Here is a 16340-nt window from a genome sequence, read left to right as displayed (position 1 = left end):
TGCTCAGTACCAATTTTTCTCTTCCAGATTATCCCGGCTGGCCGGCCAGCCTAACTTCTACTCACACATAAGGTAAACAAGAATGAATGTGTATGACTGCACCCTGTACCATGGCGGCTTAAAAGGAGCTGAAACCGCCTTTGGTGAAAATGCTGAAAAGTACTCGGTTGGAGAGGTGATTTTTACTTTTGCCGGTCATCGGCTTAACCGAGATCGGAACACGGTAACACTGAGCGAAGAGGAACTGCAACGTGGTGACATCAGCATGGAACTCGCCTCACGCATGATGAATCGCACCTACTATGAGACTGAAAAGATCCGCCGTGTCCTGCAAACGATCTTTCACATGGTCAACAGGGGACACCAGGTTTTTGTCGTAGGAACAATTCTGGACGACAATTCAGTCAAAGGCGGTACGGGCTGGGCTGTGGAACTGGCAAAACTCTTTAACCGACCACTCCACGTCTATGATCAGCAGCGTCGTCATTGGTTCACCTGGAAGGAAGGGGGATGGCAGGAAGACAGTCCGAAAATCAGCTACACAACCTTTGTCGGCTCCGGGACACGGTATCTCAGTGATGACGGTCTCGCCGCAATTAATCAGCTTTTTGCCGACAGCTTTGGCGAATAACCGTCCGCCAACTACTGTACGGTCAGTCAAAAGAGTCACACCTGGTCTTCCAGCGCCTGCCGGAACGTAGGTCTGGAGACCGGGTGCATTTTCCCTGCTGATTATTTCCCGATACAAAACCGGCTGAACACAGTATCGAGAACCTCATCCGGTGTGGTCAAGCCGATAATATCTCCAAGACAGTCAAGAGCGGATTGAATCTCCACCGCCACCAGATCGACCGGAGCACCGGCGATCAGTGCCTGTTCGAATCGTTGACAGGCTTCCAATGTATGCAGCAAAACAGCGCGATGCCGTGTGTTCGGGGCACAGGTCATCTGATCGGCCCTGGGGCCCCTTCCCCCTACAATTGTCTGAAAAAGAGCTTCCAGCAGTCGATCGATCCCGTGCCCATGTTTGGCGGATATAGGTATGCAAAGTGCCTCGGGAAAAGAAGAAAACAAGTCCTCAAGCTGTCTGGTTGTCATCAGATCGCTTTTATTGATCACCACCAGATGAGACTTATGACAGACACTCTGATACAGGTCCCGGTCCCGCTGTGTCATGCCGGCAGATCCGTCCACAACAAATAAGACCAGATCAGCCACTTCCAGCTTCTGCCGCGCCCGTTCGACCCCCAGTGCCTCAATCGGATCTTCATACTTCCGGATACCGGCAGTATCCACGAGGTGAATCGGAATACCGCGCACAACAATACGTTCTTCAATGGTGTCTCTGGTCGTTCCCGGGACCGGGGCGACCAGTGCCCGTTCTTCCTGGAGCAGGGCATTGAGCAGACTGGATTTTCCAGCGTTTGGCAAACCGGCAAGTACAACCTTAATACCTTCTCGCACAACCTTGCCCTGCTCAGACCAGGCAAGCAACTCTTCAAGGGAGCTGATCACCTGCTCGCGGAGTTGAAAAGAAACTTCCGTTGAGTCAAATATTTCCACATCGTCATCTGGGAAATCGATCGCCACTTCCAGTAAAGCCAAAAAACCGATTAACTGTTGGCGGATATGTTCTAAACGGGTATACAATTGCCCCTGAAGCTGGTTCACAGCAAGACGGGCAGCCCCTTCGGTCTGGGCCTGTAGCAGATCGATAACCGCCTCGGCCCGGGTTAAATCAATCCGTCCGGCAAGAAAAGCCCGCTTGGTAAACTCGCCTGGTTCAGCCGGACGGCACCCCTGGACTAAAAGAGTTTGCAGGACAGATTGCAAGACAACGTACGAGCCATGACAGTGTAATTCAACAACATCTTCACGCGTGTACGTATGCGGGGCCTGCATGTAAACCGCCAGAGCCTCATCCAGGGCCTGGCCCTGCTGGTTGACGATCGTACCGTAGTAGAGTTTGTGACTGACGAACTGGTCACGAGGGACACGAGGGACAAAACAGGTCTTGAGAAGAGACAAGGATTCGGATCCGGAAATACGGATAATACCGATCCCCGCAACTCCGGGTGCTGTCGCAATCGACGCGATTGTATCAGTCGCCGGATGAACGGCCACCGTTATCTCCTCGACGTTTTTTGGGCAGGGTTCGACGACTTTTTCCAGGCTTGTAAATAAGCACCTTTTTAAACAGACCTTCACCAACAGACCGGCTTCGTATAACTTTGTCGTCTTGAAGTGCCATGTGCACCACCCGACGTTCAGATGGGTTAAGCGCCGGAATGGACAGTGTTTTCCCGTCCTTTTTCACCTGACCCGCCAGCTCAAGCGCCCGAACTTTCAATTCTTTTGCTCGCCGTTCACGAAAGCCTCCGGCATTAAGCGCCAGCATGATCCGATCGCCCAGATGGGGTGCCACCATTTTCCGCAGCAGATACTGCAGACTGTCCAAAGTCCTTCCTTCAGGTCCGACAATTTGCTCTTCAAAACGTCCGCTGATATTACAGAGCACTGTATTTTCCTGAAAGACCACCTTGACATCAGACGGTAATCCCATCAACGATAACAGTTGATGCAGATCCGCCTGAATGGCCGCAAGTTTTTCCGCTGTCGGTGGCTCTACAGCATGCTCCTCTTCAACCTCATCCGCCTTGGATTCATCTTCTTCGACGACTTCTATATCATCTGCAGCGGGATGATCGTCAACCTGCGGCGGGGAAGATAACGGCGCCTTTATCTCATCTGATTCTTTGTCAGTATGTAAGGGTTTTGTGTCTTCAACAACTGAGCCGGACTGTTCAGAGGAAGCCTTTTCTTTTTTTAACGAAGATGTGTGTCTTGCAGACGGAGAATCTACACTTGCAGCATCCTTCCTGTCTCCTTCAGGCGAGACAACCCTGCGCCGCGCCCGAATATGTGCCTTTTTCTTACATAACCCAAAAATTCCCGCTGAACCTGTTTCCAACACTTCAATGTCCAGCTCTTCCCGGGCAACTCCGAATGCTGTGCAGGCCTGTTCAATGACCTCTGTGATGTCCTTACCGTAAAAGTCTTTTCCTTTTGACATGCTACTCCTTTCCAGACCTCATTTCGGCTTTACTGTGTTGCCGGTTGATCAAATACTGCTGCAACATAGACAACAGGTTATTAACAAACCAATATAAAACCAGACCTGAGGCAAAGTTGATGAACATAACGGTAAAAACAATCGGCAGGAATTGCATGATCCGAGCCTGAGTGGGATCTGCTGCCGTTGGTGTCATCTTCTGCTGCAGATACATGGATGCCCCCATAAAGAGAGTTAATATCGGCAATCCATGCAGATAGGGAACATCAAACCCTATCCACAGTCTGTCCGGGGCGGAGAGATCGTTGATCCACAGCATAAACGGGGCATGACGCAACTCTATCGATTTCAATAATACCTGATATAAAGCGAAAAAGAAGGGAATCTGAATCAGCATCGGTAAACAGCCGCCCAGCGGATTGACCTTGTAGGTTTTATAAAGGGTCATCATCTCCTGGTTCATCTTAGCAGGATCACCCTTATAACGCTCACGCAACTTGGCAATCTTTGGCTGCAATTTCTGCATATTCTTCATAGATTTCATACCCTTCTGAGTAATCGGCCAAAACGCCAGTTTAATCAGAACGGTCAGCAGAATAATTGCAACTCCATAGTTGGCACTGAACTGATAGAAAAAATTCAGTAACCACAACATGGGTTTCCCGAGTATATCAAACCAGCCAAAATCAATCGATTTGGCTAAATCATTGCCTAATCCTTCCAGAACCTGCAGTTTCTTCGGCCCAAAATAAAGCGAATACGTGTATGTTTTCGTTTCATGGGGTGCTATTGACTGAATGCCTTCCGAGATCACGGTCCGTATCCGTTTATCCAGACTTTGCAACGTGATGGTCACAGGATTTTCAGAAATCGGAAGAGCAGAGGCCATAAAGTAGTGATCAACAAGTCCTGCCCAACTGACTTTTCCCTGCAGGGTCACCGGCCCATCAGCCAGTTTCTTCACTGCGGTCTCCACCAGTTCTCCGTTCACGTAGGCAGCGGGACCAGAGAACAGAAAATCACTGATCCCGGATCTATGCGCAAAGCGTTCATTCTCCATCAACAGGGCCGGAGAAATCTGCAGGGGCTTATCGGTGGTATTTTGGACATTATACTCCACGTCAATCAGATAGCTGTCACCACGAAAGGTCAAAGTGCGCGCTATTGCAAGCCCTTCAGCCGATGAAGCCGTCATGGTCAGCTGGGCACGTTCTCCTTCCTTAACATCCAGGTGAGTCTTCTCGGCCTTGAAAATCGGCAGAATATTGCCAACACCGTTATCGAGAACAAACAGTGCCGGCAGACTTCCAGGACCGTTATTAGAGATCAACTCCATGGGACCGGATGTGCGCTCCATGGTGCTTCGATACTTTTTGAGAACAAAACTTTCAAAGCCCCCCCCCTGTTCCTTGATGATACCCGTGTACAGAGGTGTATCCACAACAATGTCGGCAGTGTTCGGATCCAACGCTACAGGTGCGGACATATCACCCGGCATCCCTGCTGCTGCAGGAGGTGAAGATACGGTCTGGCTACCTGCTCCTGCTGCTTGTTCTTTGGTTGTAACTGCAGGTGCAGACTGCTGAGGGACAGCGGGGGGGAAAAGATACTGAAATCCAACCAATATCATCAGCGACAAGACAATAGCCAGAAATGCTCTTTGCATATCCATGAAAAGTACCTTGAAAACCTTTCCAGGCACCAGGCCCGGGTGGTGTTAAAAAATCGAGAGAAAATTTCCTGCCGCCGATCACCTGACGGGATCGTACCCACCACGGCACCAGGGATGACAGCGCACGATTCTTTTTAGGGTCAACACTGAACCGCGCAACACGCCGTACTTGGTGATCGCATCAATAGCATACTGAGAACAGGTCGGCACAAAGCGACAGGAAGGAGGAAAAAGTGGGGAAATAAAGTACTGATACCCTCTGAGCCCTACTGTGAAGAAACGGCGGACCAACACCCGCCAAGCGGCAACATGTCCAGAACCGTTATCAGACATTTTTTTTAGTTGCACGTACTGACACATGTCGCCTCCCGGACTGCATAGCCAAGGCTTTGGCCGCACATCTTTTCATATCCAACAGATTATCGATATTAAAATCCGGTCGTATAGCCCAGACAACATCCGCACCATGAGGGAACAGTTCCCTGTTGAGCCGGAATGTTTCGCGGATGAGTCGCTTAATTCGATTACGCCGTACTGCATTTCCAACCTTGCGGGATACACTGATACCCAGCCGGCTGTACTCAAGATCGTTCGCCAGAATGATAAGTGTGAGCCCATTCCCCCTGTAGCGTGCGCCAGCCTTGTAAACAGCCTGAAACTCTCCTGTGACTCGGAGCAGGTGTCGCTTCGGAAGAGTATTACGACCCAAAAAAATTACGCCGTTAACTGCTTGCGGCCCTTGGCTCGTCTCCTTCTGACCACTGCCTGCCCTGAACGGGTTTTCATACGCACAAGAAAACCATGGGTACGAGCTCGTTTGATATTACTGGGTTGAAAAGTTCTTTTACTCATAATCTACATCCTTTTGTACGGACCATTCTAGTTTCCAGTTTAGTGAGAAATACGAAGATAACATCTCGCATTATTCTTGCTGCCCACCATTTCCATGACCAACTGTACAGGCAATGTGGAAGGCGCAAGGGTTGAAAATAGTCAAAATCTGCTTAAAGGAACAACTTTAATCATAGGGTCAAGCATCTGTCAAACTATTTCCCCTGTGCACAGTCGCCGCATGACCATCATCTTCTGCAAACAGCAAATGCAGCAAATATATTTTCTGGGGAGCATCAACAAGTGCGCTATGAAGTGAGAATTTTACGCTCCTCCCGACACGGTTGTCCAGCCGCATACGAAATTGTACCGGCAGACTTGCCAAAAGAGTATTAAATTGATTAAAATTTATTTTTTATCAAAAACACCTCATCCGGACACGATCACATAGCAACCTGCCCTATGGGCTACTTGGACGACATTTTCTTATGACGGATTTTGACATTGCCGTAATTGGAGCCGGGCATGCCGGTTGCGAGGCGGCTTTAGCCGCCGCCCGACTAGGTTACCGTACCCTGGTTTGCGTTATCAATGCGGATACCATCGGTGCCTTATCCTGCAACCCGACTATCGGAGGCCTGGCCAAAGGGCACCTGGTCAGGGAAATCGATGCGCTGGGTGGTGAAATGGCAAGAAATATCGATGCTACAGGTATCCAGTTTCGCCGGCTCAACACCAGCAAAGGGCCGGCGGTCCGATCCTCAAGGGCCCAGGCCGACCGCCTCCTTTACCGGCTCCGGATGACTCAGATACTGGCAAATCAAGTGAACCTGTCAATTAAACAGGCTATTGTCGATGAAATCCTCGTTAAAAATGGAAAAGTGATCGGCCTGCGCACCTCGCTGGATGAACACATCCCTGTCAAGGCAGTTATAGTCTGCACAGGTACCTTCCTTAACGGCCTTATCCACATTGGCCTGAAAAGTTTCCCCGCCGGTCGCATGGGTGATTCCCCTTCCACCAAACTTGCCCAATGGTTTACTGCCACAGGCTTTAATGTCGGACGGATGAAAACAGGTACAACCCCGCGACTTGACGGCAATACCATTGACTACTCTCAACTCGAAGCACAGGGATCCGACAAAGAACCAACCCTTTTCTCCTTTTCATCCGCTGGTTTTCCACCTCTGCCGCAACGCCCATGCCACATCACCTATACCAACGAAAAAACACATGAAATTATCCGCGCCGCCATTGACCAGTCCCCCATGTATGCGGGTATCATTGAAGGTGTGGGAGCTCGATACTGCCCGTCAATTGAAGACAAGGTCATGCGGTTTCCCGAAAAGATCCGTCACCAGGTTTTTCTTGAACCTGAAGGCCTGGATACGGTTGAAGTCTATCCAAATGGTATCCCCACCAGCTTGCCTCTGGAGACCCAGGTTGCCATAGTGCATTCCATAGCCGGATTGGAGCAGGCGCGTATCATCCGGCCGGGCTATGCCATTGAATACGATTATATTGACCCAACGGAGTTGAAGCCTTCGCTGGAAACGAAAAAGGTCAATGGCCTCTTTCTTGCCGGCCAAATCAATGGCACCTCCGGGTACGAAGAGGCGGCCGGCCAGGGTCTGATGGCCGCGATCAACAGCATCCAGTATATTCTTGACAAAGCGCCATTGATTCTTGACCGCTCACAGGCCTATCTCGGAGTTCTTATTGACGATCTGGTCACGCTTGGCACCAAAGAGCCCTACAGGCTCTTCACCTCCAGGGCGGAATACCGTTTACTGTTACGAGAGGACAATGCTGACCAGCGCCTGCGGGAGATCGGTTACAACATCGGTCTTGTGGACGAACAGACCTGGCAGACCTTCAGGCACAAACAACATATCATCGAAAAAACAGTCCAACAGCTTCAGGAAACACGAGTCAAGCCGACCACCACGATCAACGCCCTGCTGGCAGACCGCCGTTCAGCTTCACTGTCTCAGGCAGTCAGTCTGGCAGATATCTTACGTCGACCGGAAATCGGTCTTGATGACATCTTACTTTTTGCCAAGGAAACGAACCTCACCTGCGCACTGACCGATGAGGCACTTAAATTCCGTGATGAAATAGAATTACAGATCAAATACGAAGGATACATCAAACGGCAAGAGGAACAGATTGCTCGTTTCAAAAAGCTTGAAAGCATCACGCTCCCCCCTGATCTTGTGTACAAAGGGATGCCCGGTCTCTCCAACGAAGTTGTTGAAAAACTGACAAGAGTGCAACCTCGTTCCCTTGGTCAGGCATCACGCATTTCAGGGATAACCCCTGCCGCCCTTTCAGTGTTACAAATCCATTTGAAACGCCTGGGCCGCCTTGAACGATAACTCGGCTGAAAATATATGCTGCCCTACCCTTCCATTGATCCGATCCTGTTTTCCATAGGCCCTCTCCACATCCGCTGGTACGGCTTAATGTACGTTATCGGCTTTTTAGCCGCCTACCAACTCGTTCTTCATCAGGCCATAAAATTGCAATGGCAACAGATGGTTGAGCATCTGGACAACCTGCATCTGACACTTATCGTTGGTATAATAATTGGCGGGCGCTTGGGATACGTGCTTTTTTACAACCTGCCCTATTACCTGGCCCACCCCGGTGAAATACTTGCAATCTGGACAGGCGGCATGTCTTTTCATGGAGGTTGTTTAGGAGGAATTGCTGCCGGTCTGTTCTATTGTCATCGTACTCGGCTCGACTTCTGGAAAGCAGCGGATCTTTTTACTGTTACGGTCCCTGTTGGCCTGTTTTTAGGTCGGATAGGAAACTTTATCAACGGCGAGCTGTTCGGCAGAACAACCCATCTGCCCTGGGGCATGGTCTTTCCTGAGGGCGGTCCGTTTCCCCGACACCCTTCACAACTGTACGAAGCATTGCTCGAAGGAGTAGTGCTTTTGTGCGTTCTCTGGTCAGTTAAAGAAAGACCATGGCGCTCCGGGTCAACCGGTTGGCCACATGGGTCAATGCTGGCGCTCTTTCTTGTTCTTTATGGATTTTTCAGGTTCACTGTTGAATTCGTTCGAGAACCTGATCCACAGGTCGGGTTGATCGGCTCCCTTCTTTCAATGGGGCAAATGCTCAGTCTCGTTATGATCGGTGTCGGCATCATCCTGTGGTTGTACCGCCGATCGACAGTAACCACAGCAAAGCACAGTTAAACACTGCCTCCCTCCCTTCAACATCTTTCTCAAGCGGCTTGAAGCATATTTTGCAGTGGCAGTTGTTCTGTGCAGACCGTAGTCCAGGCTAAGAAGGTACAGATTTGGCTTCTCCGGTCTGAAAAGATTGAATTCGTTGTGATAGACTTGTGCGTCTTCTTACCGAAAGACAATGCTCACCGGACAGTGATCAGAACCAAAGACCTCGTCATGGATACCGGCCTCTAACACCCGATGGTCACTTGCCGGGTCAACAATAAAATAGTCGATCCTCCAGCCAATATTTTTTGCCCGGGCATTAAACCGATAACTCCACCAGGTATACTGTCCGGGGGAAGGGTCAAACTTCCTGAATGTATCGATATACCCAGCCGTAGAGACCTCATCCATCCACGCCCGTTCCTCATCGGAAAAGCCGGGATTATGCCGGTTTTTGCCGGGATTGGCTAAATCGATCTCTTTATGCGCAACATTCAGGTCACCACATAAAACCAGCGACTTGTCACGAGACAGTTTGTTCATATGTACCAGCAAGGCGTTATGAAACTCCTGCTTATAGGCCAACCGTTTCAAGGCCGGTTGAGCATTCGGCGAGTAAACATTGATGAAATAAAAATCTGCAAATTCAAGGTTCAGGACCCGTCCTTCGTCATCCGTCGACTCGACCCCGTCAAGTCCGTTCCAGACACGAACAGGTCGAACCTTCGAAAAAACAGCAGTCCCTGCATACCCCTTTTTCTTTGCCGGGTTCCAATAAACATGGTAACCATCTATAATTTCATTAATTTCAGGGACTTGATCCGGATGTGCCTTGATTTCCTGAAGAGCGAGAATATCGGGATCAAGGGCATGGAGGACATCGGAAAAACCATTTTTCAGAGCAGCCCGCAGGCCGTTCACATTCCAGGACAAAAACTTTTTGCTGTTTCCTGTCATTCTATCAGATCTCTTCAAAGCACGAGGTGTCACACCGATCTTCGGGCACCATTTTTCAATAGGACAACGGTCGCAGTGTGGAGATACAGGCTTACATGTACCCTGACCAAAAGCAACCAACGTAAAATTAATATCTTTCCAATAGCGTTCAGGTAATATTTTGCGCAGCTGCATCTCTGTTTGCAATGGAGTCTTTGTTGCCACCATGCCCCAGATATTCATGATGCGATGCACATGGGTATCAACACATATGGCAGGCTTGTCAAACGCCACTGCAATCACCAGGTTGGCGGTTTTTCTTCCCACTCCCGGCAGAGATAGAAGGGCATCCATGGTATCCGGTACTTTCCCGTCAAATCGCTCGTTGAGCACCTTCGGCAGAGCACTGAGATATCTTGCCTTATTTCGATAAAAACCTACCGGATATATCAGTTTCTCCAATTCAGAAACCGACAGTTCAGCCAGTTCATCGACCGAACCGGCCCGTGGAAAGAGCCGGCGAGTTGCTGCAGCTGTCACCTCATCCCTGGTTCTTGCAGATAAAATAGTCGCCAGCAACACTTTAAAAGGATCACGGGTTTGTGCAGCTATAAGATCAACGACCGGTACCTGGTAGCTGGCCACCTCTTGCTGCACAAGGGGAAATATGGTTTCAAAAGAAAAGGACATAGAACAGGTAATAGCTGAAGTCATTCAACAAGAAATCGACTTTTAAACAGATGTATGGGCATGTTCAACAGAGAGCCGATTCAAAGCAGCGGGCCGATCCAATGTACTGCAAAATGGACGATGAGACGGATCGACGTTCAGGAATACAGGCTTGCAACGAGGTATCAACAAGCAGGTATGTCGATATGGCCAGGATATAAAAGAAAAATCATCCCTGTTCACCATAATAATCCTTCTGGTACTCGTAGTATCCAAAAACTTTATAATCAAGAACAGTTGCTCGATAGGCATTGAAAACTACACCTAAAATTTTCTCACGTCCAATGGCGTCCGCAAGGGCCTTGATATATTCTCTTCTGGCCGCACCATATCGAACAACAATGACAACCCCATCGACGTGCTGGGCCAGAACCGACGTTTCACTGGCCGCATGCAGGGGAGGGCTGTCAAACAACACGATACGATCTTCATAGCGGTGGGACAGTTCATCAACAAGTCGAGCCATGGCTGCAGAACTCAATAACTCTGCCGGGTTGACAGATCGTGGTCCAGCAGGAAAGATAGAAAATTTTTCTATCCCTGATGGCTGTAAAAGCTCTGGAATCTGCTTTTTATGCTGCAAGTAATCGGACAGTCCCATCACATTGGGGATACCGAAAAGGGTATGTTGGGTGGGTTTACGTAAGTCGCAATCCACGAGCAAACAAAAATTATCCACTCCTTGAGCAAGGGATATCCCAAGATTTGCACAGATAAAACTCTTCCCCTCTCCCGGTGATGCACTTGTCACCAACAGCGTCCGGGGCACTTTACCAGAAGATGGAAAAAGAATCCGAGTTCTCAGCGCACGAATACTCTCTGCCACAGGTCCGGTGGTGACCGCGGCAAGTGTCAGACGATCATCCCACTTCCCAAGCTGTGCCGCCTCATGCTCACTGATCTCTTTTCGAGGAGAAGGGGAGGCAATCACCGGTTCCACTTTCGTTACTGCCTGCGGCTCCGATGGAACCATCGCCACCTCTTCCACGCTGCTGTCTACTGTCTCATTTGCCCGTTGCAGAGCATTAAATACCTTCCCCACATCTTCCCCCGTTTATTCCAAACACACCATTTCGGACACACACTCCGGAGTATGGCAAAATCATCCGTGAAAATACTTCAACCAGACAGTAACACCAAGAAGAATAACGAGTACCAGCCCACCCAGAATCGGCCATTGCCAGCTCTGTATTTTTTCCGACCTGCCCACAGGCAGGGGAGTCCCTTCTCCGGGAAAGTGGAGATCCTCAACGCTTTCCTCAATCAACTCCGCACCAATAACCGGATTACCTTCGGCAAAACCGGTTAACAGCGCATGATCACAGATAATATTGATCAGGCGAGGCGTCCCCTTACTGACACGATGAACGGCCGCAATCGCCTCTTCTGAAAAAATATTGAAATGACGAGCTCCGGCATGACGCAGCCGGAAAAGAATATATTGGCGGGTTTCTTCTAAAGTGAATGTACTGAGATGAAATCTGATCCCAATTCGTTGTCGCAAGGGTAAAAGCCGGTCGTCACTCATCCGTTCATTCAACTCAGGCTGGCCCACGAGAAAAATAGAAAGCACGTCCTGCCCCTTTTCCTCAAGATTTGAAAGCAGCCGAATCTCCTCTAGTAAATCAACCGGAAGCACATGAGCCTCGTCAAAGATCAACAGCACCCGTTCATCTTTCTCATAACACTGTTTAAGCAGGTTCCCAAATTCAATGAGAAACATCGCTTTATTGCCATCCCAGTGCAGATCAAGCTTTTTGGCAATATAGGAAAAGAACTCATCACGGTAGAGGATAGGGTTGTTGAGCAGACACAGATGAACATCTTGTTCCAGTGAACTGACCAGTGCCTGAAGCAAAGTGGTTTTGCCGGATCCAACATCGGCTGTCAAAACCAGAAAACATTTTTTGCTGAGGATACCGTACTTCAGGATAGCCAGTCCTTCCTGATGGGTTTCACTCATGAAAACCACTGCCGGATCAGGAGTCAGTGCAAAGGGTTTTTTTGCAAGTCCGTAATATTTGGTATACATAGGTTACTTGTTTTCGAATTAGATTTTCACTGCTTTCAGATGATAATCATTCCTTTAGCATACATAATGATCAAGGCTGCCAGAAGAACAACTGCATAAAGTGAGACTCCGCCAACAAGCAAGATATCTTTTCTTTTTCCTCTTATAGCCTCCTCTTCTTTTTCAATAAAGGGAAGCGCACAGATGACAGGAACACCTATATATTCTTCAAGTTCTCCAACATCCTTGAAGGAAGTATCAATAAAATCAAGAATAATCAGGGAACCAATACTCACCCCAAATCCTGCCGCCAAAGCAACAAGCAGAATACGTAAAAAATTAGGTTTGAAGGGTTTTTCGGGAAGACGAGCCGGATCAGCAATTTTAAATTTACTGCCTTTCTGGTTACGCTCAAGGTTCTCTGCAGACTGTGCCTGTAGATTTTGTGCAACCAACTGATCGTAGTGCCGTCGTAACTCTGTATAATCTCTGGTCAGGTTATTCCATTCAGCCTCCCGAACAGGCGCGGCCTCTATCCAGCGCTGGTACTTTGCTATCTCCCCGGGTATCTTGGCCTGCTCATCTCGAATCTGTCGTATATTCGTATCGATTTCTCTCAGCTGAGCCTGGAGCCGATGCGCTTCCATCGTTGCGGTAAAACTCGCCTGGCTGCCGGCTGCTGTACGACCGGAGACCGCAGACGCCTCGCCCGGTAGTTTTTCCAGCTGTCTGATCTGCTGCTGGGTGTGAAGAACTTCCGGATGATTTTTCGTATATTTAGTGCGCAATGTGTTTAAGTAGGCGCGCAAACGTCTCAACCGCTCGGCATTTGTTTCCGGAAATCTTGAATCAACTGAACCTGTTGGTGTCTCTATAGCCATCTGCATGGCTGCCAGACGTTGCTGCATGCCAACCTGCTCCTGCAACATTGCCTTGGTCCGTTCAAGTTCCTGAATCGTATTCTGATACCCTTGATTTTGCGTGACAAGAGCCTGTAATTGCGCAAGATTCCCTGGCCGCTGTTCAGGCATTTCGTTAAAATACTCTAACTTATAATCACGCATCACCTGCTCTTTCTCGTCCAACACCTTTTTGGCCATGGCCAGTTCTTTTTCAGTATACTTGGAGGTTTCTGATGCCCTTTCTTCCCTATACTTAAGGTTCTCTTCTATGAACAATGAAGCCAGGGCATTGGCCACCTTGACAACCTCCTCCGGCTCTCCTCCCTGAAAACTGACACTGAACACATCACCTTGACCGATCGGTACAATTTCTATACTTTTGCGCATGGATCCAACAACACTTTGAACAGGAACCCTCTCTCGAGCCTTCTCATACAAAGAAAGTTGTGTTATGACTTTTTCAAGGTTGCTTTGGCTTGTTACCAGCTCCTTCAAAGTGGCGAGCGCCTCTCGAAGACCGCTCCTTCCCTGTTCCGGGTCCATCCGTGCCGGATTAATTTGCTGTTGTTCATAACTTAACAGTGCGGTACTTTTATACACCTTTGGGATACGAAGGTAGTAAAACTGGGCGATTGTCACGGCAATAAGGACGCTGAAAGCGATTAACCACCATTTTGCCAGAATAATATCCGCATACTTTTTTATCAGTTGGCGCTGTTTAATATCCATGATCCTAACCGGTCGTTGTTGAGATTATCTCATTCACATGTCAGCAATAGATTCAACCACCTGCGTGATCGGTGACATTCACGGGTGTCACGAATCGCTCGTTCATCTTCTGGGCAAGGTCACCCATCGTGCAGACACCCTTGTGTTTCTCGGCGATTATGTTGATCGAGGACCACACTCCAAAGAGGTCGTCTCCACTATTTTAACCCTTGCCAGAAACCATCCCCGTGTGATCACCCTGATGGGTAATCACGATTTCCTGTTCATGAAATATTTAAATGGAGAGGAGAGCAGCCTCTTTTTGCAGGTTGGGGGGAAACAGACACTGGCCAGCTACGGTCTTCCCGTTCATGCAACACCTGAGGACATACTTCAGCAGGTCCCATCCACCCACATTACATTCTTTCACAACCTGCCCCTTTACTGGGAAAATCAACATGCCATCTATGTTCATGCCGGACTGCAACCCGGGTGCCATCTCAGTCAGCAAACGGCGCAGTGGTGTCTTTGGGCACGTGAGTCTTTCCTCACGGCTACAGCAGACTTTGGCAAACCCGTTATCTTTGGACATACGGTCTTTTCTGAACCTCTGATTGCTGATGACAAAATCGGCATTGATACCGGCGCAGTTTATGGTGGAGAGCTCACAGCCCTGCTGCTGCCTGAACAGAAAATTATCAGTGTACCTGGACTCCGTGGCCCATACCAATGATATTCATGGTATAGGAAAGAACAAAAAAGACCAAGAAAACTTTACAGTTCTTCAAAACTGAAGGGAAGAACCAGTGCAATATCGGTAACTCCCATGAACAGCATACACAGTCGATCAACACCAAGGGCAATACCTGCTGCCGTACCGATTTTACCGAGCTCATCAAGAAACATCTGAGGTAGTTCGGTGTCCAGCCCCCTTGTCAACCATATCTGATCGATCTCCTCCATAAAACGAAATCGCTGCTCTTGAGGATCCGCCAGTTCGGAAAATCCATTGGCCAGCTCCACACCGGCAACATACAGTTCAAACCGTTCTGCAACTTTGGGATTCTGAGCACTGCGCCTGGCGAGCAACCCCCGCTCCAAGGGGTATTCATAAAGAAAAACCGGCCGGTCCTGCCCCAGATACGGTTCAATCGCTGTGACTAAAAGTTCATCAAACATATCGGTACGCAGTGCCTCTTCAACGTCAACACCGGCATACTGTTCAAAGGCATCTGCCACTGTTAAGCGCTCCCAGGGTGCGGCCAGTGAAACACTCGTCCCTTTCCAACAGATCGTAGAGGTATCAACAACACCGGGCAGTTCAGCACACTGTCGGGCCAGGAAACAAAACAACGCCTCGCACTGCCGCATCAAATCATAATAATCCGCCCCCTTATGATACCACTCAAGCATGGTAAATTCCGATTGGTGCAGCCGGCCATGTTCTTCCTTGCGAAAACAGTGACAGATCTGAAAAATCCGTTCACAGCCGTTTGCCAACAGACGTTTCATGCATAGTTCAGGAGAAGTTTGCAGAAAACAGTCCTCGCTGGCAAAGGGAATAAGATTGGATTCAGGAATAAGAACCGGGAGGCGCTGAGGTGTATCAACTTCTATGTAGTCGTTTCCAAGGAAAAAACCACGGATGGTCTGCAGCAACTGCGAACGCTGCTGCAGACCGGCAGGTGTCATCATGGCAACGATTTATTCTTTAACCCTGGTGATATATGTTCCAGTACGGGTATCTATTTGAATTTTATCGCCCTGATTGATAAATGGCGGAACCTGGAGCTGAAATCCTGTTTCAACCGTCACAGGCTTTGTATCTGAACCTGAGGTGTCCCCCTTGGCCCAAGGTTCAGCTACGGTGACCTCCAGATTGACAAAAGTGGGCAAGGAAACATCAATCGGTCGATCCCCGAAAAACAGCACCTCAACCTCCATATTGTCGATCAGGAAGTTCAGATGCTCTCCCAGCTGTTCTTTTGTTAAAAAGATCTGCTCATACGAGGTCGTGTCCATGAAATGATACTCGTCATCCTGAGCGTACAAAAACTGCATCTTACGCTCTTCTAAATTCGGACGCTCAAACTTATCGTTGGAACGATAGGTCTGCGTGAACTGTACGCCTGTAATCATATTGCGCATTTTCGTCCGGTAAAGGGCCTGCCCTTTACCGGGTTTCGAAAAATCGAATTCCGTGATAATATACGGTTCACCATCTATTTGAATTTTCAGACCCTTACGCAAATCAGAAGCTGTATACATGGTTCCATCCATTTACTCATTA

The 16340-nt window shown here is 48.8% G+C and carries 16 protein-coding genes; 4 read left to right on the top strand and 12 right to left on the bottom strand.

All coding sequences use genetic code 11. The features are described 5' to 3' along the window. Positions 1-82: 82 nt before the first annotated feature. Positions 83-631 (top strand): hypothetical protein, encoded by a 549-nt coding sequence (locus HP555_RS05805; protein ID WP_199264233.1) that lies wholly within the window; start codon positions 83-85, stop codon positions 629-631. A gap of 101 nt (positions 632-732) precedes the next feature. On the opposite strand, the gene mnmE is transcribed toward HP555_RS05805, so the two are convergent. From mnmE to rpmH, 6 genes are all read right to left on the bottom strand, one after another. Then, a complete protein-coding gene (mnmE, locus tag HP555_RS05800; RefSeq protein WP_199264232.1) occupies positions 733-2124 on the bottom strand; it encodes a tRNA uridine-5-carboxymethylaminomethyl(34) synthesis GTPase MnmE in 1392 nt (463 codons plus the stop codon). After that, on the bottom strand, positions 2102-3073 hold the full coding sequence (locus HP555_RS05795) for a Jag family protein (RefSeq protein ID WP_199264231.1): 972 nt from the start codon (positions 3071-3073) through the stop codon (positions 2102-2104). Before HP555_RS05795 ends, mnmE begins: the two co-directional genes overlap by 23 nt. A gap of 1 nt (position 3074) precedes the next feature. Further along, positions 3075-4745 (bottom strand): membrane protein insertase YidC, encoded by a 1671-nt coding sequence (gene yidC, locus HP555_RS05790; protein ID WP_199264230.1) that lies wholly within the window; start codon positions 4743-4745, stop codon positions 3075-3077. Positions 4746-4823: 78 nt separating this feature from the next. Further along, entirely contained in the window at positions 4824-5078 is a 255-nt protein-coding gene (gene yidD / locus HP555_RS05785) for a membrane protein insertion efficiency factor YidD (RefSeq protein ID WP_199264229.1), read from the bottom strand. Beyond that, complete coding sequence (rnpA, locus tag HP555_RS05780; RefSeq protein WP_233249262.1) at positions 5071-5454, bottom strand: ribonuclease P protein component; 384 nt, start codon at positions 5452-5454, stop codon at positions 5071-5073. The genes yidD and rnpA overlap by 8 nt, the downstream gene beginning before the upstream one ends. 5 nt (positions 5455-5459) lie before the next feature. Then, positions 5460-5597, bottom strand: a complete 138-nt coding sequence (rpmH, locus tag HP555_RS05775) for a 50S ribosomal protein L34 (RefSeq protein WP_199264228.1) — start codon at positions 5595-5597, stop codon at positions 5460-5462. A gap of 467 nt (positions 5598-6064) precedes the next feature. On the opposite strand from rpmH, the gene mnmG reads away from it, so the two are divergent. Both mnmG and lgt read left to right on the top strand, forming a co-directional pair. Next, positions 6065-7954, top strand: a complete 1890-nt coding sequence (gene mnmG, locus HP555_RS05770) for a tRNA uridine-5-carboxymethylaminomethyl(34) synthesis enzyme MnmG (RefSeq protein WP_199264227.1) — start codon at positions 6065-6067, stop codon at positions 7952-7954. A 15-nt stretch (positions 7955-7969) separates the two neighbouring features. Beyond that, a complete protein-coding gene (gene lgt, locus HP555_RS05765; protein WP_199264226.1) occupies positions 7970-8785 on the top strand; it encodes a prolipoprotein diacylglyceryl transferase in 816 nt (271 codons plus the stop codon). A 159-nt stretch (positions 8786-8944) separates the two neighbouring features. Here lgt and HP555_RS05760 read toward each other — a convergent pair whose 3' ends face one another. From HP555_RS05760 to HP555_RS05745, 4 genes are all read right to left on the bottom strand, one after another. Further along, positions 8945-10345 carry an exodeoxyribonuclease III gene (locus tag HP555_RS05760; RefSeq protein WP_233249261.1) on the bottom strand — a complete coding sequence of 467 codons (1401 nt, stop codon included), beginning with the start codon at positions 10343-10345 and terminating at the stop codon, positions 8945-8947. A 253-nt stretch (positions 10346-10598) separates the two neighbouring features. Continuing rightward, the gene (locus tag HP555_RS05755; RefSeq protein WP_233249260.1) at positions 10599-11402 is read right to left on the bottom strand and encodes a CpsD/CapB family tyrosine-protein kinase; all 804 of its coding nucleotides are present in this window, start codon (positions 11400-11402) and stop codon (positions 10599-10601) included. A 129-nt stretch (positions 11403-11531) separates the two neighbouring features. After that, entirely contained in the window at positions 11532-12461 is a 930-nt protein-coding gene (locus tag HP555_RS05750; RefSeq protein ID WP_199264223.1) for an ExeA family protein, read from the bottom strand. Between the two features lie 35 nt (positions 12462-12496). Continuing rightward, positions 12497-14071 carry a GumC family protein gene (locus HP555_RS05745; RefSeq protein ID WP_199264222.1) on the bottom strand — a complete coding sequence of 525 codons (1575 nt, stop codon included), beginning with the start codon at positions 14069-14071 and terminating at the stop codon, positions 12497-12499. Between the two features lie 37 nt (positions 14072-14108). Between HP555_RS05745 and HP555_RS05740 the strand changes: the two genes are divergently transcribed. Next, positions 14109-14783 (top strand): metallophosphoesterase, encoded by a 675-nt coding sequence (locus HP555_RS05740; RefSeq protein ID WP_199264221.1) that lies wholly within the window; start codon positions 14109-14111, stop codon positions 14781-14783. A 41-nt stretch (positions 14784-14824) separates the two neighbouring features. Here the strand turns inward: HP555_RS05740 and epmA are convergent, their stop codons facing one another. Both epmA and efp read right to left on the bottom strand, forming a co-directional pair. Next, complete coding sequence (epmA, locus tag HP555_RS05735) at positions 14825-15745, bottom strand: EF-P lysine aminoacylase EpmA (protein ID WP_199264220.1); 921 nt, start codon at positions 15743-15745, stop codon at positions 14825-14827. A 9-nt stretch (positions 15746-15754) separates the two neighbouring features. After that, complete coding sequence (gene efp / locus HP555_RS05730; protein ID WP_199264219.1) at positions 15755-16318, bottom strand: elongation factor P; 564 nt, start codon at positions 16316-16318, stop codon at positions 15755-15757. Positions 16319-16340: the final 22 nt, after the last annotated feature.

Origin of the sequence: Desulfobulbus oligotrophicus (assembly GCF_016446285.1) — a bacterium.
GTDB classification, from domain to species: Bacteria; Desulfobacterota; Desulfobulbia; order Desulfobulbales; family Desulfobulbaceae; genus Desulfobulbus; species Desulfobulbus oligotrophicus.
Note: the sequence above shows the minus strand (reverse complement) of the source record. Positions and strands in the feature narration are given on the sequence as shown.

Coding starts and splice junctions, on each gene's coding strand:
- HP555_RS05805 (WP_199264233.1), top strand. CDS start 83: ATGAATGTGTATGACTGCACCCTGTACCATGGCGGCTTAAAAGGAGCT.
- HP555_RS05795 (WP_199264231.1), bottom strand. CDS start 3,073: ATGTCAAAAGGAAAAGACTTTTACGGTAAGGACATCACAGAGGTCATT.
- yidC (WP_199264230.1), bottom strand. CDS start 4,745: ATGGATATGCAAAGAGCATTTCTGGCTATTGTCTTGTCGCTGATGATA.
- yidD (WP_199264229.1), bottom strand. CDS start 5,078: ATGTCTGATAACGGTTCTGGACATGTTGCCGCTTGGCGGGTGTTGGTC.
- rpmH (WP_199264228.1), bottom strand. CDS start 5,597: ATGAGTAAAAGAACTTTTCAACCCAGTAATATCAAACGAGCTCGTACC.
- mnmG (WP_199264227.1), top strand. CDS start 6,065: ATGACGGATTTTGACATTGCCGTAATTGGAGCCGGGCATGCCGGTTGC.
- lgt (WP_199264226.1), top strand. CDS start 7,970: ATGCTGCCCTACCCTTCCATTGATCCGATCCTGTTTTCCATAGGCCCT.
- HP555_RS05755 (WP_233249260.1), bottom strand. CDS start 11,402: ATGGTTCCATCGGAGCCGCAGGCAGTAACGAAAGTGGAACCGGTGATT.
- HP555_RS05750 (WP_199264223.1), bottom strand. CDS start 12,461: ATGTATACCAAATATTACGGACTTGCAAAAAAACCCTTTGCACTGACT.
- HP555_RS05745 (WP_199264222.1), bottom strand. CDS start 14,071: ATGGATATTAAACAGCGCCAACTGATAAAAAAGTATGCGGATATTATT.
- HP555_RS05740 (WP_199264221.1), top strand. CDS start 14,109: ATGTCAGCAATAGATTCAACCACCTGCGTGATCGGTGACATTCACGGG.
- epmA (WP_199264220.1), bottom strand. CDS start 15,745: ATGATGACACCTGCCGGTCTGCAGCAGCGTTCGCAGTTGCTGCAGACC.
- efp (WP_199264219.1), bottom strand. CDS start 16,318: ATGTATACAGCTTCTGATTTGCGTAAGGGTCTGAAAATTCAAATAGAT.